Annotated in this window: 17 protein-coding genes; 13 read left to right on the top strand and 4 right to left on the bottom strand. The window is 72.7% G+C overall.

Annotation, left to right across the window (positions count from 1 at the left end; translation table 11 throughout):
- The first annotated feature begins 56 nt into the window (after window positions 1–56).
- The 3 genes from ACFWTC_RS09765 to ACFWTC_RS09755 all read left to right on the top strand — a co-directional run bounded on the left by ACFWTC_RS09765 (window position 57) and on the right by ACFWTC_RS09755 (window position 2,444).
- A complete protein-coding gene (locus tag ACFWTC_RS09765) occupies window positions 57–1,130 on the top strand; it encodes a phosphatidylinositol-specific phospholipase C domain-containing protein (protein WP_383918917.1) in 1,074 nt (357 codons plus the stop codon).
- Between the two features lie 51 nt (window positions 1,131–1,181).
- Window positions 1,182–1,586, top strand: coding sequence for an SgcJ/EcaC family oxidoreductase (locus ACFWTC_RS09760; protein WP_383918914.1), 405 nt, complete (start codon window positions 1,182–1,184; stop codon window positions 1,584–1,586).
- 543 nt (window positions 1,587–2,129) lie between these two features.
- Complete coding sequence (locus tag ACFWTC_RS09755; RefSeq protein WP_383925396.1) at window positions 2,130–2,444, top strand: hypothetical protein; 315 nt, start codon at window positions 2,130–2,132, stop codon at window positions 2,442–2,444.
- Between the two features lie 235 nt (window positions 2,445–2,679).
- On the opposite strand, the gene ACFWTC_RS09750 is transcribed toward ACFWTC_RS09755, so the two are convergent.
- Entirely contained in the window at window positions 2,680–2,931 is a 252-nt protein-coding gene (locus ACFWTC_RS09750) for a hypothetical protein (protein ID WP_384026583.1), read from the bottom strand.
- A 38-nt stretch (window positions 2,932–2,969) separates the two neighbouring features.
- The gene (locus tag ACFWTC_RS09745; protein WP_384026580.1) at window positions 2,970–4,217 is read right to left on the bottom strand and encodes a trypsin-like serine peptidase; all 1,248 of its coding nucleotides are present in this window, start codon (window positions 4,215–4,217) and stop codon (window positions 2,970–2,972) included.
- Between the two features lie 403 nt (window positions 4,218–4,620).
- Between ACFWTC_RS09745 and ACFWTC_RS09740 the strand changes: the two genes are divergently transcribed.
- The 10 genes from ACFWTC_RS09740 (at window position 4,621) to ACFWTC_RS09695 (ending at window position 17,126) form a co-directional block, all read left to right on the top strand.
- Window positions 4,621–5,658: a hypothetical protein gene (locus ACFWTC_RS09740; RefSeq protein WP_384026578.1), complete on the top strand. Its 1,038-nt coding sequence runs from the start codon at window positions 4,621–4,623 to the stop codon at window positions 5,656–5,658.
- Between the two features lie 372 nt (window positions 5,659–6,030).
- Window positions 6,031–6,489, top strand: a complete 459-nt coding sequence (locus ACFWTC_RS09735) for a hypothetical protein (RefSeq protein ID WP_383925389.1) — start codon at window positions 6,031–6,033, stop codon at window positions 6,487–6,489.
- On the top strand, window positions 6,486–6,737 hold the full coding sequence (locus ACFWTC_RS09730) for a hypothetical protein (RefSeq protein ID WP_383925386.1): 252 nt from the start codon (window positions 6,486–6,488) through the stop codon (window positions 6,735–6,737). The genes ACFWTC_RS09735 and ACFWTC_RS09730 overlap by 4 nt, the downstream gene beginning before the upstream one ends.
- Before the next feature lie 453 nt (window positions 6,738–7,190).
- Window positions 7,191–7,820 (top strand): hypothetical protein, encoded by a 630-nt coding sequence (locus ACFWTC_RS09725; protein ID WP_384074135.1) that lies wholly within the window; start codon window positions 7,191–7,193, stop codon window positions 7,818–7,820.
- Window positions 7,820–8,041, top strand: a complete 222-nt coding sequence (locus ACFWTC_RS09720; protein ID WP_383925381.1) for a helix-turn-helix domain-containing protein — start codon at window positions 7,820–7,822, stop codon at window positions 8,039–8,041. The genes ACFWTC_RS09725 and ACFWTC_RS09720 overlap by 1 nt, the downstream gene beginning before the upstream one ends.
- Before the next feature lie 222 nt (window positions 8,042–8,263).
- A complete protein-coding gene (locus tag ACFWTC_RS09715) occupies window positions 8,264–8,536 on the top strand; it encodes a hypothetical protein (RefSeq protein ID WP_383925378.1) in 273 nt (90 codons plus the stop codon).
- A gap of 102 nt (window positions 8,537–8,638) precedes the next feature.
- Window positions 8,639–9,943: a hypothetical protein gene (locus tag ACFWTC_RS09710; RefSeq protein ID WP_383925375.1), complete on the top strand. Its 1,305-nt coding sequence runs from the start codon at window positions 8,639–8,641 to the stop codon at window positions 9,941–9,943.
- Window positions 9,944–10,017: 74 nt separating this feature from the next.
- Complete coding sequence (locus ACFWTC_RS09705; RefSeq protein WP_384026572.1) at window positions 10,018–12,201, top strand: hypothetical protein; 2,184 nt, start codon at window positions 10,018–10,020, stop codon at window positions 12,199–12,201.
- Window positions 12,202–12,234: 33 nt separating this feature from the next.
- Window positions 12,235–13,380 carry an AAA family ATPase gene (locus ACFWTC_RS09700; RefSeq protein WP_384026569.1) on the top strand — a complete coding sequence of 382 codons (1,146 nt, stop codon included), beginning with the start codon at window positions 12,235–12,237 and terminating at the stop codon, window positions 13,378–13,380.
- Window positions 13,377–17,126, top strand: coding sequence for an SAV_2336 N-terminal domain-related protein (locus tag ACFWTC_RS09695; RefSeq protein WP_384026566.1), 3,750 nt, complete (start codon window positions 13,377–13,379; stop codon window positions 17,124–17,126). The genes ACFWTC_RS09700 and ACFWTC_RS09695 overlap by 4 nt, the downstream gene beginning before the upstream one ends.
- Window positions 17,127–17,153: 27 nt before the next feature.
- On the opposite strand, the gene ACFWTC_RS09690 is transcribed toward ACFWTC_RS09695, so the two are convergent.
- Window positions 17,154–17,585 carry a hypothetical protein gene (locus ACFWTC_RS09690; RefSeq protein ID WP_383925362.1) on the bottom strand — a complete coding sequence of 144 codons (432 nt, stop codon included), beginning with the start codon at window positions 17,583–17,585 and terminating at the stop codon, window positions 17,154–17,156.
- A gap of 60 nt (window positions 17,586–17,645) precedes the next feature.
- The gene (locus tag ACFWTC_RS09685) at window positions 17,646–17,978 is read right to left on the bottom strand and encodes a hypothetical protein (RefSeq protein ID WP_384026563.1); all 333 of its coding nucleotides are present in this window, start codon (window positions 17,976–17,978) and stop codon (window positions 17,646–17,648) included.
- Window positions 17,979–18,233: the final 255 nt, after the last annotated feature.

Below are 18,233 nucleotides of genomic sequence, written 5' to 3'. Positions count from 1 at the left end.
ACCCGGCTCCCCTACGCTCCGGCCGACTTGTCATGTACCGATCGATTGGAGCCGCCATGGGAATGCCGCACCGGACCTCGCAGCGGATGTCGAACCGAACGGCGTGCGCGGTGGCGGCGATGGCCGCGGCCGCCGCACTCGTGCTGGGCACGGCGCCCGCCGGTGCCGCCCCGGCCGCCGCCGCGGACCTCCCGTACGCGGGATCGACCGGGGTCGGGGTGCACAACGCCTACGAGAAGTCCAAGTACCCATATCTGGCGGACGCGTTGGACTCTGGCGCCGCGATGCTCGAACTCGACGTGTGGACCAACTTCTTCGGCAGCTCCTGGCGGGTCTCCCACGACAACCCCTTCGGCAACGACAACAACTGCGAGAACGCCGCCCATCCGGGCCAGCTGCGCACCAAGTCCCGCAACCAGAGCCTCGCCGGATGCCTTTCCGACCTCCGTGCCTGGCACGACGCCCACCCGGGCCACCGCCCCGTCGTCCTCAAACTGGAGCTCAAGGACGGCTTCGCCGCCAACCTCGGGCGCGGCCCCGCCGACCTCGACGCGCTGCTGACCGCCAAGCTCGGCGACGCCGTCTACCGCCCCGGGCAGCTCGCCGCAGGCCACCCCGACCTGGACACCGCCGCCCGCGCCGGCGCTTGGCCCGGCCGCGCCGGGCTGGCCGGGAAGTTCCTCGTGGAGCTGATCCCCGGCACCCTGGAGGAGGGCAACAGCTCCGACGAACTCTGGACCGACCGGGAGTACGCCGAGCACCTGCGCGCCCTCGCCGCCCAGGGCCGGCTCGGCCAGGCGGCCGCGTTCCCGGCCGTGCACCGGGCCGAGCCCGGCGACCCGCGCACCCGCTACGCCGACGCCTCCCTGCGCCCCTGGTTCGTCGTCTTCGACGGGGACGCGAGTGCGTACGCGGGCGGGACGATCGACACCGGCTGGTACGACCGCAACCACTACCTGCTGATCGCCACCGACGCCCACAGCGTGGCGCCCGCCATCGACGGCGTCCGCCCCACCGAGGCCCAGGCGCGCGACCGCCTCGCGCTGCTCGCCGGGCACCACGCCTCGATCGTCTCGTCCGACTGGTACCCGCTGCCGCAGGTGCTGGGTACGGTCGTCCCGCGCGGCTAGGCCGTCTACCCCCTTGACCTCAAGTGTGCTCGAGGTGTGACGCTGGTCGACATGACCACGGAATCCACGTCCCACGCGGCAGACATCGAAGCCATCAACCACCTCGTCGCCACCGTCGAGCACTCCCAGCGCACCAAGGACCCCGAGGAGTTCCTGGGCCTCTTCCACCCGGACGCGATCTGGACGACGGCTCACGGCAAGGTCCTCATCGGCCTCGACGCGATAGCGGAGTTCACCCGCAAGGTCCTCCCCGCGGCGAGCTGGGACGGCCAGGTCAGCTACGAGGTGGTCCACGTGCTCTTCATCCGCCCCGATGTCGCGGCCGTCAAGGTCCGTCAGCGCTACGTGGCCCCGGAGGAGGAGAGCGAGGGCGCCCCGCTGTACGTGATCTCGAAGCAGCCCGACGGCCGCTGGCTGCTGACCGCCTGCCAGAACACGGGGGTCGTCGCCATTTAGCGCGCCCGTCGCAGCGGTCTTCGCCGGGGCCGGGCGGCCGCCCGCCCGTGCCGTGTCCGTTCCCGACGCAGTACCCACATTGCGAGCACCAGAGCGCTGCAGAGGAACGACGGGAGTACCCAGAAAGGGTGGTCAGTGTGAAGGGCTGCCGCAACGTCGGGCTCTGCAACATCCGCCTCATCCGTCACCAACACCCCGCTGACCTGCGATTCCGTCTCCAGCTCCGACGCCTCACCAGCCCTTGCCGCAAACTGTACCCAGAGCGCGGGAAGCCGGTCCTGGCCCGCGCACCCGTGTCGGCGCGGACTGATCCTGCGCGTAGCGAGGTCTGGGCCACGCTGTAACCGAAAGCAGAAAGGCGAAGCAACGCGCCCCGTCGTGCGCTGCCCTGGTCTGCCGCCACCGCGGATGGCCGCCCGAGACCGTACGGGTGTCTTGCTTGAAGCCTCGGAATTGCACAGCCTCCTGTCGGCACTGGATGGGAGGATCTCCGGTGGGGGAGGATCTCCGGCGGCCGGAAATCCGGCCGCGACGGGGGCTGGGATGGACATCGAAAGCACGTACGTGTGGCCGCGTGCAGCGACGCCGTCGGACATGGTCAGGCTGGAGACGTGGCTGGCTGTGCACGGCTGGGAGGTCGACCCCACGGTGTACATGGCCGGCGCGAGAGGCGCGGCCGTGCAGGTCCGGCGTATCGGCACGGACTGGGCCGACGGCGAGGCAGGGCTTCTGATCCTGCCCGCGGTGACCATGGTGTGGGACGGAAGGCTGGTGCAGATCGCGCCCAGGGCTGCTGCGGCTCCCGCCCTCAGCAGCGCCTCAATGTCGAGACCCCAGTCGACGCAGCCAGCTGATTGACTGGTGCGCGACATGTGCGGCTGCCTCGGCGTTGAGTCGGCCCGGCGGTACTGCCCCCGATCGAAACGGGCGCCGGGCCTGACCCGCACGCCATATCGGCACGGGCTGCACCGACCCTAACCCCATGCCAGGATGCAGTGGCCGGGGAGGGGTGTACCTGACAGCAGGCAGTGAACAGCGCCGCGCGCGGTAATCGTGGGGCGGGTCTCGAGTGCATTGCCCGCCCCACCTGCTGTCATGCCGGAGGGACCAGCATCTGTTCGCTGCCGAGGCTGTTGGTGCGGGTGTCGCGGTACATGGTGGTTTCGCCGTCGCTCCACCGGATGACCAGGTCGTTGGTGAGGCTGTCACCGGTGTAGTTGCCGGTGGTCATGACGACGCTGTGGGTCCAGGTCTTGTTGGGGCCGTGGACCGGTTGCTCGGAGCCGAGGCCGGCGGTGGTGGTGCCTACGTAGTTGTTGAGTGCGCCACTGGTCCAGCGGACCATGAGATCCCATTTCTGGTTGCCGGAGTATTGTCCGGCGGTCAGCAGGGTGGCGTCCTTCCAAGCGCTGTTGGGGTCCTTGAGTTTGTATTCCTGGCCAAGGGTGCCGGCGCCGACGTTGGTGTAGAGACTGAGTTCACCGTCGGACCAGCGCACCATGAGGTCGGTGACGAAGGTGGCGGCGTTGAAGCGGCCTGCGGCGATCTGGGTGGCGTGGCTCCAGACGGATCCGGAGGGGCCATTTCGGTGACGCTGCCGAGTCCGTTGGATCCCACGTCACCGTGGAGGGTCATGCGGCCGTCGTTCCATCGGACCATGAGGCCGAACTGGTTCGAGCCTGTGAAGTCGCCTGCCGTGATGGTCGCGGCTTCCTTCCACGCCGCGTTGGGGGCCAGGAGCCGGCGTTCGGGGCGGAAGCCGCCGTTGCCGTCGCCGGGGTAGAGGGTGGCTTCACCGTCGGTCCAGATGACGAGCATGTCGCTGTGTCCGGTGTTGCTGAAGTCTCCGGAGGCGATCTGTTTGGCGTGTTTCCACGTTTCTCCGCTGCCCGGAAGTGCTGGGCCGTCGTTCGGGGGCTGGTACGGGTTGGGGCGCTTTACCTTGTCCGGGCCTATGCCGTTGGCGGCATCGTTGTAGAGGTCCTGGGCGTCCTTGCCGAAGAGGGGCGCGTACGAGACCCAGTCCACGTTGGCGTCGTTGCCCCCGCCGTGGTATCCGCCGAGGTTGCCGATGACCTGTCCGCTGCGGGTCTTGGCGTCGTATCCCTTGATCCAGGGGCTGCCTGAGACACCTCCGTAGTAGCCGCCGCACTCCATCTGCATCTGCCGGAACCGCTGGAGCCGCTTGGTGCGAACGGTGCAGGTGATGGCCCGGTGGGTCGGGTTGTCCTTGGCGCTGCTGGGGTAGCCGACCACGGTCACGGTGTGGTCGTATCCCGATGCCTGGGTGAAGGTCAGTCCGCCGGTGACGTTCTCCACCAGGCCCTTCGCGCCCGGGCCGGCAGTGGCGAAGGCGGTGTCGAGGTCGGAGGTGGGGCCCTTGGTGTTGTTCACGTACCGCGGGTCCACGTAGACGTCGGTGATGGGGAAGACGCCCGAGGGCTGCGAGCCCGAGTCCAGGCCGTGACGGTACTGCGGGACGAAGATGCGCTGCGTAGCCTTTTTGAGACCGGTCCCGCAGTGGCCTGCGGTGAGCAGGAGGTTCTTTCCCTTGCTGCGTACGACGCTGCCGGTGCAGGAGGTGGCGTCGCCGTTGAGGGGGCTGCCCTTGTAGAAAAACGTCCCGACCATGGGGAGTCCTTCGAAGTGGCTGGCAGTGGGAGTGTCTGCCGGTCGTGCCGCTGCGAGGCCTCGCGCTGTCTCGGAGGCTCTTCCGCGGTCGGCGTCGATCGGCTTTGCCTGGGCCATGCGCTCTGCGGTCCAGAACGCGAGCTCGCCGGACGGATCAGGAGCGGAGGTCGCTGCCTGGCTGATGGGGGAGCTGGGCGGGGGAGTAGCCGGAGGTGATTGCCGGTGCCGGGGCGGAGTTGGGGTGGGGACTGGTGTTGACCGTTCGGGCTGAACGTGCGTCTTGGAGGGGGATGGCGTGGGTGGGGCGGTCGGCGACGGTAAGGAGTCAGCCGGTGTGGGACTGGGTCCGGCTGCGGCGGCCGGAGTCACGAACAGGGCAGCCGCGAGGGTGAGCGTGGTCGCAGTGATCCATCTGGTTCTTGTTCTCAAGGAAGGGCGCTTTCCGGGCGTGCTGACGACGCAACGTGGCGAGTTGTATTGGTGCGTCAGTTCGATGAGCAGGCAGGTTATGTACGGGTCTGAAAGATCGTCAACAGAGGATGAAACGCACCAAATGGGGTTGAGCCGAGTTGGCCGCAGCGCTGCGGGGATGCTGGTCATCCTGTTGTCGGCAGGGACGGGCGTGGCGTCGGCCGCGTCGGCCGCGGATGTGCCGAAGCCGCTGCCGAGCGGGGCGTCGCTCTCCGTCCAGCCCGGTGACCGGGTGGCCGTGTCCACGCCGGCCCGGGTTTCCGCTGATGCCCGTAACGGCGTCCGGGTCACGTCCGGCGCGTTCGCCAAGGACGGCATGCTGAGGATGCGGAACACCGCCGTCACGGCCGTCGTGACCATCTCCTGTGCAGCGGTTGCCGGCCCCCATGAGGTGCTCCTGAAGCCCCCGGCCGACGAGCAGGAGGAATCAGGTGGCAGCCGGCTTTGGGGAAGCGTGGAGGTGGCTGCGGCCGACGAGCAGGCGCGCGAGGAGTGTGCCCGCCGTACGGCCCAGGCCCCGGAAGAGTCGCAGGAGGAGGACTGGGGCCCTGACGCGCCGTGGCCGCAGACGCCCTGGCATGTGCGAACCGTGCAGGCCGGAGCCCGGATCGCCGCTCAGGACAACACGCACACTGCGTATGACGGTCAGGTGAAGCTGACGTCTTCCGGCTTCACGGCCCCTGTGGTGATGCGTGGCGCCAAGATGGCCACGGCTACAGCCGCGGTCCGGTGCGATGCACAGCCCGGTCTCTACACCGTGGAGCGGAAAGAGGCAGCTAAGCCGCAGGAGGTCTGGGCCCGCTACCGGGTCACACAGGCCGCACCCGACTGCCGGGACGCGGAGGCGCAACCCCAGGCAGGTAGCCCGGCGTCGAGAGCCCCGTGGCTGGCCGGGGGCGCCGGCGCTCTGCTGGCCCTCGCTCTCGGAACGTCCCTGTGGCTACGGCGCCGACGGGCGAAGTCGAGCTGAGCTGCGGCGCCGCGACCCGGTTCGACCGGTACTCCGACACGAGTCCTGAACCGGGAAAAATCACCCACTGACGGAATGGAATATTTCGCTTTTCCCAATGACTGAAAATCCACAGGTCTTTGTCTTGAATGATTCCCTGCATGAATGAGCGCCACCGATGGAACCTTCAAGTCAACCTCAGAAGAACTAATGTGGGGTTGCCCGACCTGTGAGGCTTGTGTGACTGCCATCCCGTCAAGCGCCGGCAGCTGACGGCGCTTACATGCGGAAGGAAGAGGGGGCCGGAGAAACATTCTCCGGACAGGCCCAATTCGGCCTTGTGCTCCTTCCGCATCCATCACGCAGTACAAGCTTGGGGGAAAAATGAGTAACGTGACACGCCGTCGTGCATTGGCCGGGGCCCTCGCCGCGACCATCGGCGCCCTGACGCTCGCGGCTCTGTTCACCCAGGCCGGCGCCGTAGAAGCGTCGGGTCTGCCCTCCACTCCCCAGGCATACGTGGCTTGGCTGGAGGTCAAGGGTGAGACCGGAGCCATCGAGACGGCCACGCAGTTCAAGGCGCTGCCGCACGCCAAGCAGGTCAAGTTCATGGACTACCTGAACAAGCCGGACCACGTCAAGGCGTTCATGGAGGTGCTGAACGACCCCGCCGCAAAGCAGAAGGTGCTGGCCGGCGGTGACATCGTCCTCTCCAAGGAAACCTCGAATTCGTCGGGGGCTTCGAATTCCCCGGCGCTTTCACCCATGGGCGCTACCGGCGAAATGAACGCCTGGCACAGTGTGTCCGACACCCTTTCGGGGTCAAGGTCGCGACGGTCACGCTCGGCGTGAACTACCGGGTTTCCGGCAGCAGGGTCACGGCCGCTCACAACGGATGGGCCGGTCACACGAACTGGGTTCCAGCCTCGGAATTCAAGAACGAGCCCATCAAGAACTGGATCTCCGCCGACCCCGGCAACAACGCCCACTCGGAGACCGTCTGGAACGCCAAGTTCGCTCACTACGGCAGCTGGTCCTGCCGCCACCGCATGTGGGCCGACCAAGACGGCTTCAAGGGCGGCTACCTCAAGCGCATCTAGGTGTCTCCGTTCGGGCAGGCCTTCTCCGGCTGACCCATCTCCGGCCGACGCGCCCAGGGCTCGGATCCGAGGATCGGGGACTGCGTAGCACGTGCCGACCAGGAGAGCATTCGGGCGCAGCTCACGGATGCCTGCGCGGTCGGGCGGCCGCCAGGAATCACCTCGCCCCCGAATGGCAGAGCCCGGCCTGCGCAGCGGCATGATCACCCGCTGGGCAGACCGGGCTTCTCTAACCCCTCATGCGGGTGTCGTGCACCCACTGGCCGGCCGAAGCCCCCGTGTGCACGTGGAGGCTCCGCGCAGAACCGGACCCGGCCACCGCTGGGGCCGTAGAGCGTGGGGCCGCCGGCAAGGCTGCCAGAGTGCACGGCGGCCGCGCGGGGGTTCCCGCCACACGATCCGAGAAGTATCGTTTATCGATAATATCGATAAACGATAGACAAGGTGGTTTCCGTGACGCAGGACCGCAAGCTCCTCGAACCCCTCTCCACCCTGGTCTCAGTCGTGCTGCGCCTCCTTATCGGCCTGCTCCTGGCCAGCTTCGTCTTGAGCCTCTTCAGCAGCTCCGCCCCCTTCTGGGAGAGCACGGACAATTGCATCACGGCCGACTGGATCTCGGCGACTCCCGGTACCGCCGGCCCAGTCTTCAACGCCACCGGTGGAGCGCAAGTCCAGGCAATCCCCCAGTACTGCGCCGACAACCCCGACGCCGGACAGCGGGTGCTCACGGCACTCGGAAGCCTTCCCTCACTGCTCCTGCTCATCGGAGGACTCGCCCTGCTCAACGGCCTGCTGACATCAGCTGCCAAGGACGGCGTATACCGGGTCGAGACCGCGTCGAAGCTTCGCTTCCTCGGCTGGTGGCTCTTGATCGGCAGTCTGATCACCGACCTGGTGCGGGCCACAGCCCAAGCCGCCCTTCTGGGAACGATGACCGGCGACGCCAGCTTTTCGGCCGAGAACGTCATGCAACTGACGTCACTCCCGTACCTGGCAGTTCTGACGGCGCTGGGACTCCTTACCTTCGCCCGCATCACCCGCGCGGGAGCAGCGATGCGCGAGGACCTCGAGGGAACGGTCTGATGCCCGCCGAGACAAACAACATCCAAGTGGGCCTCGGCCGCCTTCTTGAGGAGCGCGGAATGACCTTGACTGATCTGGCTGCCCAAGTGGGGGTGACTCCGGTCAATCTTTCGATCTTGAAGAACGGACACGCCAAAGCAATCCGTTTCACCACCCTCACCAGCATCTGCAAGGTCCTTCAATGCCAGCCGGGCGATCTGCTGACCTACCGCGGCGACTGAGGCAGAACGGCATAAGCCCTAAGCCCTCAACGATCAAGGGATACGTGCGCCACCGGGAGATCGCCCGGCCAGAAACCCTGTTCGGCCTACACGTGCCATGCCGGTCGCGAGCCCGCCGGGCAGGCCGGTCCGGCTCGCCGGCCGCTGAGCGGCGCACGCTCCGTTCCCGCGAGCAGGGCGTGCTCCTCACTGCTGGCCGAACTCACCGGCGCCCGGCGGATCGTGGAGGTCGGCACGTTCACCGGGTACTCGACGCTCGCACTCGCGGGGGCCCGGCACCCGGCGGCACCGTCCTTGCCCGCGACGTCTCCGAGGAGTGGACGGCCACCGCCCGTGCGCCCCGGCGGGCTGCTCCTCGCCGAGAACGCCCTGTACGGGGGCGAAGCCGCCCGCGCCGACGCCGCGGGCAACGCCTGGCCATCCGGGAGCCCAACGCCCGCGTGCGCGCCGACGACCGGGTGGAGTCCGTGCTGCCGCCGGTCGCCGACGGGCTGACCCTGGCTCGCAAGCGCTGAACCCGCCGTTCCCGGTCCCCGGTTCCCCGCACGGCGCTAAGGTGCCGGGCGGGGGACGATCGTACGAGGGGGGCGGACGGCGATGCGTTTTCTCTTTGTCCACGGCACGGGCGTACGGCGCGAGCGGCACGACACGCTGTTCGCGCTGGTCCGGAAGGGGCTGACGGCCCGCTTTCCCGGCGCGGCCGTCGACTCCTGCTACTGGGGCGACCGGTTCGGCGCCACCCTCGGCGCCGGAGGCCGCTCCGTACCCGGACTGCGCCCGCGCCCCGAAGCCCCGTACCCCGAGGCCCCGTACCCCGACGCACTCCACCCCGGCCTCCTCGCCGACCCGGTGGACGCCGAGACCGCCGAGTGGGCGCTGCTGGTGGCCGACCCCCTGTGCGAGCTGCGCGTCCTCGCCGAGACCGGCTGGGAGACCGGCCTCGGCTGGGACACCGAACCCGGCGACGGCGACGACGGCTTCGCGATGCCCGGCGTACGGGCCGCCGGAGACCGGGTGCTCGCCCTGCTGGACGGGTTACCGGCCCGGCCCGCCGACCTGGACGAGCTCGGCACCCTGCTCCGCGACACCGGCCTCGCCGAGGGCTACCCCCGCGCATTGGAGGCCGCCGCCCGCTCCGCCGAGGCCCGCCGGGCCGGGGAACGCGCCGCAGAGGAGCCGCAGGCCCGCGAGCTGGCCACCGCCCTCGCCCGGGCCGTCACCGCTTCGGCCCTCGCCGCCGCCGGAGCCGAGGCCTACTGCACCGGCGCCGAACGGGACCGCGTGGTCGAGCTGCTCACCAACCGCCTCGGCGGTGACGCCCGGGTCCCCGGCGCCCGCGCGGCCGCCGTCCTCGGCCGGCTCGCGCTGCGGGTCACCACCCAGCCGCTGCTCAACGCCTGGCGCGGCTCCCTCACCGTCGGCGCCACCCCCGCGCTGGGCGACGTCCTGCGCTACCAGGCCCGCGGCCGCGACCTGCGCGCGTTCCTGCACGTCGAGATCGCCGCCGTGCCCGGACCGGTCGTCCTCGTCGGCCACAGCCTGGGCGGGATCGCCCTCGTCGACCTCCTCGCCCTCGCCGCCGCCCGTGGCGAACCCGTCCCCGGCGCCGAACTGCTCGTCACCGTCGGCTCGCAGGCCCCCTTCCTGCACGAGCTGGGCGCGCTGACCGCGCTCGCCCCCGGCGCGAAGCTCCCGTACGGCTTCCCCCGCTGGCTCAACGTCTACGACCGCCAGGACGTCCTCTCCTACCTGGCCGGCCCGGTCTTCCCCGGAGACGCCCGCGTCACCGACCACGAGATCACCAGCCGACAGCCCTTCCCCGCCTGCCACAGCGCCTACTGGAAGCAGGACTCCCTCTACGAGCGCATCGAACAGGCGGTGGCCGAGGCGGAGATCGGGTGAGCCGGCCCGATCCCGTGCGTCCCGAGCCTGTGCGTCCCGATCTCGTGCCTCCCGAGCCTGTAAGTCCCTATCCCGTGCGTCCCTATCCCGTGCGGCCCGACCGGTTCCCCCCGTCCCTCGGCCCGCGGCGCACCTTCGCGCTCGTCGCGGGCGTGGAGCGCTACGAGATCAGCCACCGGTGGAACCTGCGCGGCCCGGCCCGCGACGCCCTGCGGTTCGCCCGCTGGCTGACCGGCCCCGCCCAGGTGCCGGCCGGCAACGTCCGGCTGCTGCTCTCCCCGCTCGACGACCCGGACACCCTCGACTGGTCGGACTCCCCGGCCATGGCCGCGCTGAGAGCCGCCCACCGCCCGGCCACCGAGGACAATGCGAGGACGGCCCTCCTCGACGAACTCCCCCAATGCGACGGTGACTTGTTGTGGATCTTCTGGGCCGGCCACGGCTACCTCGGACCGCGCCACGAGCTGATCCTGCCCTGCGCCGACGCCCGCCCCGGCCAGATCCGCCACCTCAACCTCGACTCGGCGCTGCGCTGGTGGCACACCGACATGGTCAAGCACCGCCGCTTCCCACTACAGGCCGCGCTCGTCGACTCCTGCCGGGTCGACGCGCCCCGCGACACCCGGTGGAACTTCGGCACCACCGACTACGGCGGCGGGAGCTCCGTCCCCGGCCGCCGCCAGTTCCGGCTGTACGCCTCCCGCGAGGGGGAGGCCGCGCAGAACGACGCCGAACGCGGCGCCGGGCGCTTCACCGACGCGCTCCTCGGCGAGCTCGGGCAGCGCTCCGTCCAGGAGGGCGTCACCGGACTGGCCGGGGCCGCCCGGTCGATCCACCGCACGTTCCAGGATCTGCGCGAGCGCGGCGAGGGCTGGCAGCTGCCGCAGTTCATCGTCGACCGGGACTGGGAGGCGTGCTCCTTCCTGGACTTCCCCGATTTCCCCGACGTCGCGGGCCTCCCCGGCCCGGCCGTCGGGAAGGGCCACGGCCACGGCCATGGCCGCGGCGACGCTCCGACCGCGACCGCCGGGTTCCGGGCGCCCCGCCTCGACCAGCAGGCCTGGGACGGTCTGGGCGACCTCTTCGAGGGCCGGGACCTGCCGCGCAGCGCCCACGACGCGTACGCCTGGGCGTTCAAGGCGGCCGGCTGCGCGCCGCCCGTGCACGCCGGGCTGCCGGGGGAGAGCCCGCTGGAGGTGGTCCAGGACCTCGACGAACGCCAGGGCGGCCGCACCGGGATGCCGCTGGCCGTGCCCTTCGTACGCTTCCTCGCCGACCGGGCCGGGACCGGCGACCCGGCGTGGGCGGCCCGCCTGCGGGAGTGGGTGCGGGCCACCCGGGAGCGGCTCGGCCTCCCCGCGCTCGCCCCGCCCCCGCCGCCGCCGCGCAGATCGGCCCTGCACGTCCGGCTGGAGGCGCCGCCGGGCGGCGGGGACGGGTACCTGGCCCGGATGTGGCTGCGGGGCGAACGCACCGCGCACATCTGGGAGTCGGAGGGCGCCGCGGTCCGGTTGGACGCCGTACGGGAGGAACTCGTACGCCAACTCGCCCTGATCGGCGGGGGTCCGGGTGGCGGGGTGCCGGACGGCGGGATCCCGGGAGACGGCGCGGGGGCCGCGGCGGCGGCGCCGCCCGGCGCCGTGGACCGGATCGAGTTCCACGTCCCGTACGAGCTGCTGGACGCCGACTTCGACCAGTGGCCGGTCCCGCGCGGCCCGGCAGGCCGCCGCCGTGCGCTCGGCCTGCTCTACCAGGTGGTGGTGCGCTGCCCGCAGGAGCGCGCCGACACCCGTGCCGAGTGGCACACCAAGTGGCGCTGGCTGTGCGCCCGCGGCGGCCGCCACCCCGACGCCGTACGCGTCGTGGAGGACGCCGAGGTCACCGACGTGCTGGGGATGGAGCTCGGGGCCGGGGCGGCGCCCGCCTGCGTCCTCGGGCACACTGCCGCCGCCCCGGACGCGGGGCTGCTCGAAGCCGTCCTCGAGGGCGGCGTCCCCGTCGCCGTGTGGCGGCGCGGCGGCGGCCTCCCCGCGCCCCCGCTGCTGGACCTGCTCGCACCGGCCGGCCCCGACGGCCGCCCGGACCCCGGGGCGCTCGACGTCCTCGCGCTGCCCGCACGGGTGCGGGAGGTGCGCCGGGCGGCCGCGGGGGCGGTCGCGGGCTCCCCGCGCGCCCTCCAACCCGGCTCAGGGGGAGACCGGTTGGTGCTCCTGTGGGACGATCCCGACGACATGCCGGGCCTCCGTTCCCTGGCCTGAACCCCCGACGACCGACCGACGGCGGTACCGACGATGGAGGCAGAGGCAGTGGTGAAGGACTGGTGGCTGTACCACGGGACCGGAGCGGGCGCCGACCGGCGCACCCGCCTGGAGGCCGGATCCCCGCCGCCCTGGCGGGACTTCACCGGGATCCCCGACCCGGGGTACGCACCCCCCGGTTGCGGGGGACCGGCCTGGGAGCGGACCCGCCGGCGCGGGGAGGGGTACGTACCCGACGAACCGGAGAAGGACGTGGTCAACACGGCCCTGCACCTGCGCAGGCCGCTGCTGATCACGGGGAAGCCCGGAGTGGGCAAGTCCACCCTCGCCTACAGCATCGCCGCGGACCTGGGCCTCGGGCCCGTACTGCACTGGCCCATCACCAGCCGCACCGTCCTGCGCGACGGGTTGTACCTGTACGACGCCATCGGGCGGCTCCAGGAGGCCGGGCTGGAGCAGCTGCGCACCCCCGGAGCGACGACGGGAGCAGCGGCCGCGGCGGCAGCCGGAGCGGCAGCAGCCGCAGCGGCGGCCGGATCAGCCGCGGCGGGCCTGCCGGACGGCGGGCGCGCGGGGACGCCCGCCGCCCCCTCGATCTCCCGCTACCTGCGCCTCGGACCGCTCGGCACCGCCCTGCTGCCGCAGGACCGCCCGAGGGTCCTGCTCGTCGACGAGATCGACAAGAGCGACATCGACCTGCCCGGCGACCTCCTGACCGTCTTCGAGGACGGCGGCTTCACCGTCCCCGAACTCGCCCGCCTCGCCCAGGAGGACCCCACCGTCGCCATCGGCACCGACGACGCCCCCGAGGCGGCCGTACGGATCACCCAAGGCCGCGTCCAGTGCCGGTACTTCCCCGTCGTCGTCCTCACCAGCAACGGCGAGCGGGACTTCCCGCCCGCCTTCCTGCGCCGCTGCGTCCGCCTCCACCTGGAACCGCCGGGACCGGAGAAGCTCGCCCGCATCGTGCGCCGTCGGCTCGGCGTGGACATCGAGGAGAGCGGCGAGCACCAGGAGCTCGTCCGCAGCTTCCTGGAGCGCGGCGAGGACGGGGACCTCGCGACCGACCAGCTCCTGAACGCCATCCAACTCCGGCTCGCCGGGGCCTGGTCGGACCCCGGTGACCGCGACCGCTTCCTCGCCACCGTGATGCAGCACCTGACCGGGCCCCCCGCGTGATCGAGAGGCTCCTCGCCGCCTTCGCCGACGGCGCCGGGGACAGCGGCCCCCGCCCCGGCGCCGGGGCGGAGGAGATCGCCGACATCCTGTGGCTCGCGGCCCGGATCGACGGGGGCGGCGGCCCGCCGCCCACGGCTCCCGACACCGGCGCGCAGGTCGGGCAACCACCCCTCGGGCAGCCGCCGTTGCCGGAGGGCCCTGCGGCCTCCGGCGGGCCCGCACCCGGCGAGCCGACCGTCCAGCTCTACCCGGCCGCCGCGCCCGGCGTCCGGGAAAGGCCCGACGACGCCGGCGGGGGGCGGCGCGGATCGCCCCTGCGGCTGCCGCGCACCGCCTCCCTCGACGACCCGCTCGCGCTGATGCGGTCCCTGCGCCCCGTCGGCCGGCGCTCCATCGGGGGTCCGGGCGAGGAACTCGACGAACAGCTCACCGTGGAGCGCAGCATCGAGAGGATGATGCCCAGCCCGGTGCTGCGGCCCGCCGAGAGCCGCTGGCTGGACCTGGCGCTGGTCGTCGACACCCACCACTCGATGCTGCTCTGGGCCGACCTCGTCGACGAGCTCCGCAGGATGCTGACCCGCAGCGGTGTCTTCCGCGACGTACGCACCTGGCAGCTGACGGGCACCGGTCCCGGCGCCACCCCGATGGTCGCCCGCGGCCGGGGCGGCCCGCCCCGCAACCCCCTCGAACTGTCCGACCCGGCGGGCCGCCGGCTGATCCTCGTCGTCTCCGACACCGTCGCGGCCGGCTGGCGGCAGGCCCCGCTGCAGGGCGTGCTCCGGCACTGGTGCGCCCACAACGCCGTGGCCGTGCTGAACGTCCTGCCCGAACGGCTCTGGACCCGCGGCGCCGTCCGGCCCGTCCCCTTCGCCGTCCGGGCCGACCGGCCCGCGGCCGCCACCCGCTCCTGGCAACGGGTGCCCGCCGTACGCCGCGCCCGTGCCCGCGCCGGCCGGCCCGGCGGGGGAGCGGCCGTGGTCCCGGTGGTCGGCCTCGCCCCGGGAATCCTGGGCCGGCTGGCGCGGGTGGTGTCCGGAGACGGGCGCTGGCGGCGCATGGCCTGCCTGCGCCTGGACGCGGCGCCGGGGTCCGTGGCGGCGGCTCCGCCGCCCGGCGACCCGCCCACCGGCCTGGAGGCGGTGGAGAACTTCCGCGCGAACGCCTCCCCGACCGCGCAGCAGCTCGCCGCCCACCTCGCCGCCGTGCCGCTGACGCTGCCCGTGATGACCCTCGTACGGCGCTCCCTGCTGCGCGGGGCGGAGCACGGGCACCTGGCGGAGGTCGCCCTCGGCGGGCTCTTCGCGCCCTGGGGCGACGAACGGGACGCCGCAGAGGTGGAGTTCGAGTTCCTGCCCGGCGTACGGGAAGCCCTGCTCGGATCGCAGCTGCGCGGGGACGTGGCCGCCGTGCGGGAGCTGGTCCGCCGCCGGGTCTGGGAGTTCATGTCCCGCAACCGGGGGACCGGCCCGGACTTCTCCGTCACCCGGGTCACCACGGGACACGGGGGCCGCCGCGCGGTGGCCGACGGAGCGCTGCCGTTCGCGGCTCAGCCGACGCCACCCCAGGCGCCGGGTGCGGGGACGACGGCACGGGAGCCGCGGCCCGGGCCGCCGGCGCCGGAGCGCGGGATGCGCGAGCGGCTCGTGACGGTCCGGTTGGAGTCGCCGTGGGGAGAGGCCCAGGAGGTCGGCACGCTGCTGACGCCCCGGCTGGTCCTGACGGTCGGCGACGTCCGGCTCGGGCCGGGCGCCACCGGCTGGGTCCGCGCCGGAGAGTGGGAGACGCCCTGTCACGCGGTGTGGTGCGACGAGGCCTCCCCCCGCGTCTTCCTGCTGCTCGCCGACCGGGACCTGGTCCACCCGGGGGCCTGGCCGGGGCCCCCCTCCTGGGCGGACCCGCCGGCTCCGGCGGGCGCGTCGACCGGGGAAGCCCCGGCGGCCGGGTCCGCGGGGCGGGTCCGCGTCGACGGCCACACCGGCCACGGGGACCCGGTCGCGCTCACCGCCGAGGTGGTCCTGCCGGAAGGCGCCCGGAACGGGGAGCTCGTCCGGCTGTCCGCCGAGCCGGAGGCCTGGACGCACTACCGCGGCGGCCCGGTCTCGCACGCCGGGAGCCTGCTCGGCATGGTCCACGGGGTCTGGCCGGACCGCATGGTGTTCCTGTCCGGCCGGGCCCTGCTGGAGCAGCCGGACTTCCGCGCCGTCCTGGACGCGCACACCCGGACCCCCGCCCCGGCCGGGGACCCGGGGACCCCGCTGCACCTTGCGGTGGGCGTCGACGTCGAGGGGGACACGGCGGGCCGCGCCGCGGGGCCGCCGGTCGCCGCGGCCCTGCGCGAGGTCCTGCGGCGCACCGGGACCGCCGGCCAGGTGATCGAGACCTCCGGCACGGACCTGCTGGTCGTGGTCGACGCCCCGGGAGCGCTGGGCAAGGCGGGCCGGGTGCTGGGCGAACTGCCGTCGATGGTGCGCGAGGTCAACGGGGGCCACCGGACCTGGACGACGCTGCTCGCGGTGGCCGTGAGCGGCGGCGAGGCCGGCTTCGAGGAGGCGGGCTTCAGCGGGACGGCGGTGGCGGCGGCCGCCCGGAGGATGTGGAACGCCGGGTCCCGGCCACCGGGGCACGGCCCCTTCCTGGCCCTGTCACCGACCCTCCACGAGGAGCTCGGCCGACTGCTCGGGCCCGCCGCGCTGCGCCGGCTCCCGGGCTCGGGCGACGGTCCGGAGGGCTGGCTGTGGACGGGCGACTCCGCCGAGCTCGGGCAGGCGATGACCGAGGCCGACGAGATCCGCGGCAGCGGCGGCGCGAACTGGCCGGAGTGCGGTGTCCGCGCCCCGGAGGACGCCCCGGCCAAGGCCGGCCGGACGGACGCCGACGGGCGCGCGTGCGCCGGCATCCGCCTGCCCGGCGGGCCGGGCTGCCTGGCCCACGCGGCAGCGCCCGTACGGGAGGCCTACCTCCGGGGGCTGCGGCCCGGCACGCCCGTGGACCTGCGGGGCACGACCTTCGAGGACGGCCTGCTCCGGCGGGTGCTGGACGCGCTGCGGGACCCGGCCACGGGACGGGTCGCGCCGGGGCCGGCCTTCTTCGACCACGCGCACTTCGTGGACGACTGGTCCACGGCGGGGGCCCGGTTCGCTGGCCGCGCCTCCTTCGCGCGCGCCGTGTTCGCGGGGCGCGCGCAGTTCGAGGACGCCGTCTTCGACGGTCCGGCCGTCTTCGACGGCGCCGTGTTCCGGGGCCGCGCCACCTTCGACCGGAGCCGGTTCGCGCGGCGCGCCGCGTTCCGCCGTACGGTCTTCGGCGGCCCGGCCGGGTTCACGGACGCCGCGTTCCTCGACGAGGCCTCCTTCGCGCGGGCGGTGCTGGAGGCCTCGGCGGACCTGAACGGCCTGCGGGCGGCCGGCCCGGCCGACTTCTTCCGTACGCTCTTCCGCGGCCTGGCGGGGCTCAGCGGGGCCGTCTTCGCCGGTCCGGCCGTGTTCTCGTACGCGGTGTGGGAGCGCGGACTGGTCTCCTCCGGGGCGGTGTTCGAGGGGCCGACGGCCTTCGACCACGCGACGTTCCGCGGCCGGGTCCGCCTCGACGGCGTCCGGTTCCCCCCGGGCACGGACGCGGCCGGCGACTTCACCGCCCTCACCGGCGCCTGGACGGTGGCCCGCCGTCCGGACGAGTCCTGGGACATCCACCGCTCGGACCCGGATGCGGACCCGGAGACGCAGGAACGGGAGCCGGAGCCGGAGTGACCCCGAGGCGGTTCGGCGCACCCCGCGTCAGCGCGGCCAGGTGTAGCAGGACGAGCCCGCCCGGGTGCAGTCCGCCCACCCGTAGCCCGTGTGGGTGTCGTCGTAGACGTCGATCACCACCTCGGTGATGCCGCCGGCGATCCAGCTGCCGTCGAGCGGCATGTCGCCGTACGAGATCCACCGGCCCGTCGCGCCCGCACACTCCTGCGAGGAGGCGGCGGAGTCGACTGGCCTGTCGCCCTGCCAGGCCACGATGGCGAACCTGCCGCACTCGCGGGCGGCCAGGTAGAACCGGACCGACGTCAGCGTCACCGACCGGTTGTGCCACGTCATCCCGCCGACCACCTGGGCCCCGACGGCGCCCGCCCCGCCACCGTGGACGGACGCGGCGCTGAAGCTGCGCGGGGCCGCCTCGGCCGCCGGGCCCGTCTCCAGGAGAGCGGCCGCGACCGCGGCCATCGTGATTCCCGCCCGCAGCAACCGTCGTCCCGGCTTCACCGCAGGGCAGTTCCGCCCACGCTACGCGCCCGTGTGCGTGGGCTCCAGGGGGCGCGGCGCCGGGTGGGGGTCCGCTGCGGCGAGGTCGGCTTCCAGGGCGTCCAGGGCGCGGCGGGCCGTCGCGATGCGCTCCCGGACGCCCGCGTCCGCCGCGGCGGGGCCGTCCGGCGGTGCGGCGCGGTTGGCCTCCGCCTCCATCTCCCGCGCCTCGTCGAGGGAGTTGAGGACCACCCCGATCAGGACGTTGACCTCGTCGTCGGGTCTGCCATCTCGCTCCTCGTACTCGTCGTGCTCGTCGTCACCGCCGGTCGGCGCCCTGCGGGGCGCGCGGTCCGAGGGTCTAACGCTCCACACCCGGCGGGGTTTCACTCCGGAGCGTGCTTCGGTGCGCCGTCGCGCGCGCCCGCGCGCCCGGGGGGTCCGAGGAAGCGGTGACGTACGCGCCAAGTCCGGTCTGTGAACAGTCGGTTGATCCGCCGGGCGGGGCAGGCTTGTGGCCCCTATGCTCCGTCCGTATGCCCGTGCGGTCGTACGCCTGTGTGGCGGTACGTCAACACCTCCGCACCTCCGCACCTCCGTGCGCCCGTACTCCTCGCGAACCGTTAGGGG

This window comes from Streptomyces sp. NPDC058619 (assembly GCF_042717785.1).
GTDB lineage: Bacteria > Actinomycetota > Actinomycetes > Streptomycetales > Streptomycetaceae > Streptomyces.
Note: the sequence above shows the minus strand (reverse complement) of the source record. Positions and strands in the feature narration are given on the sequence as shown.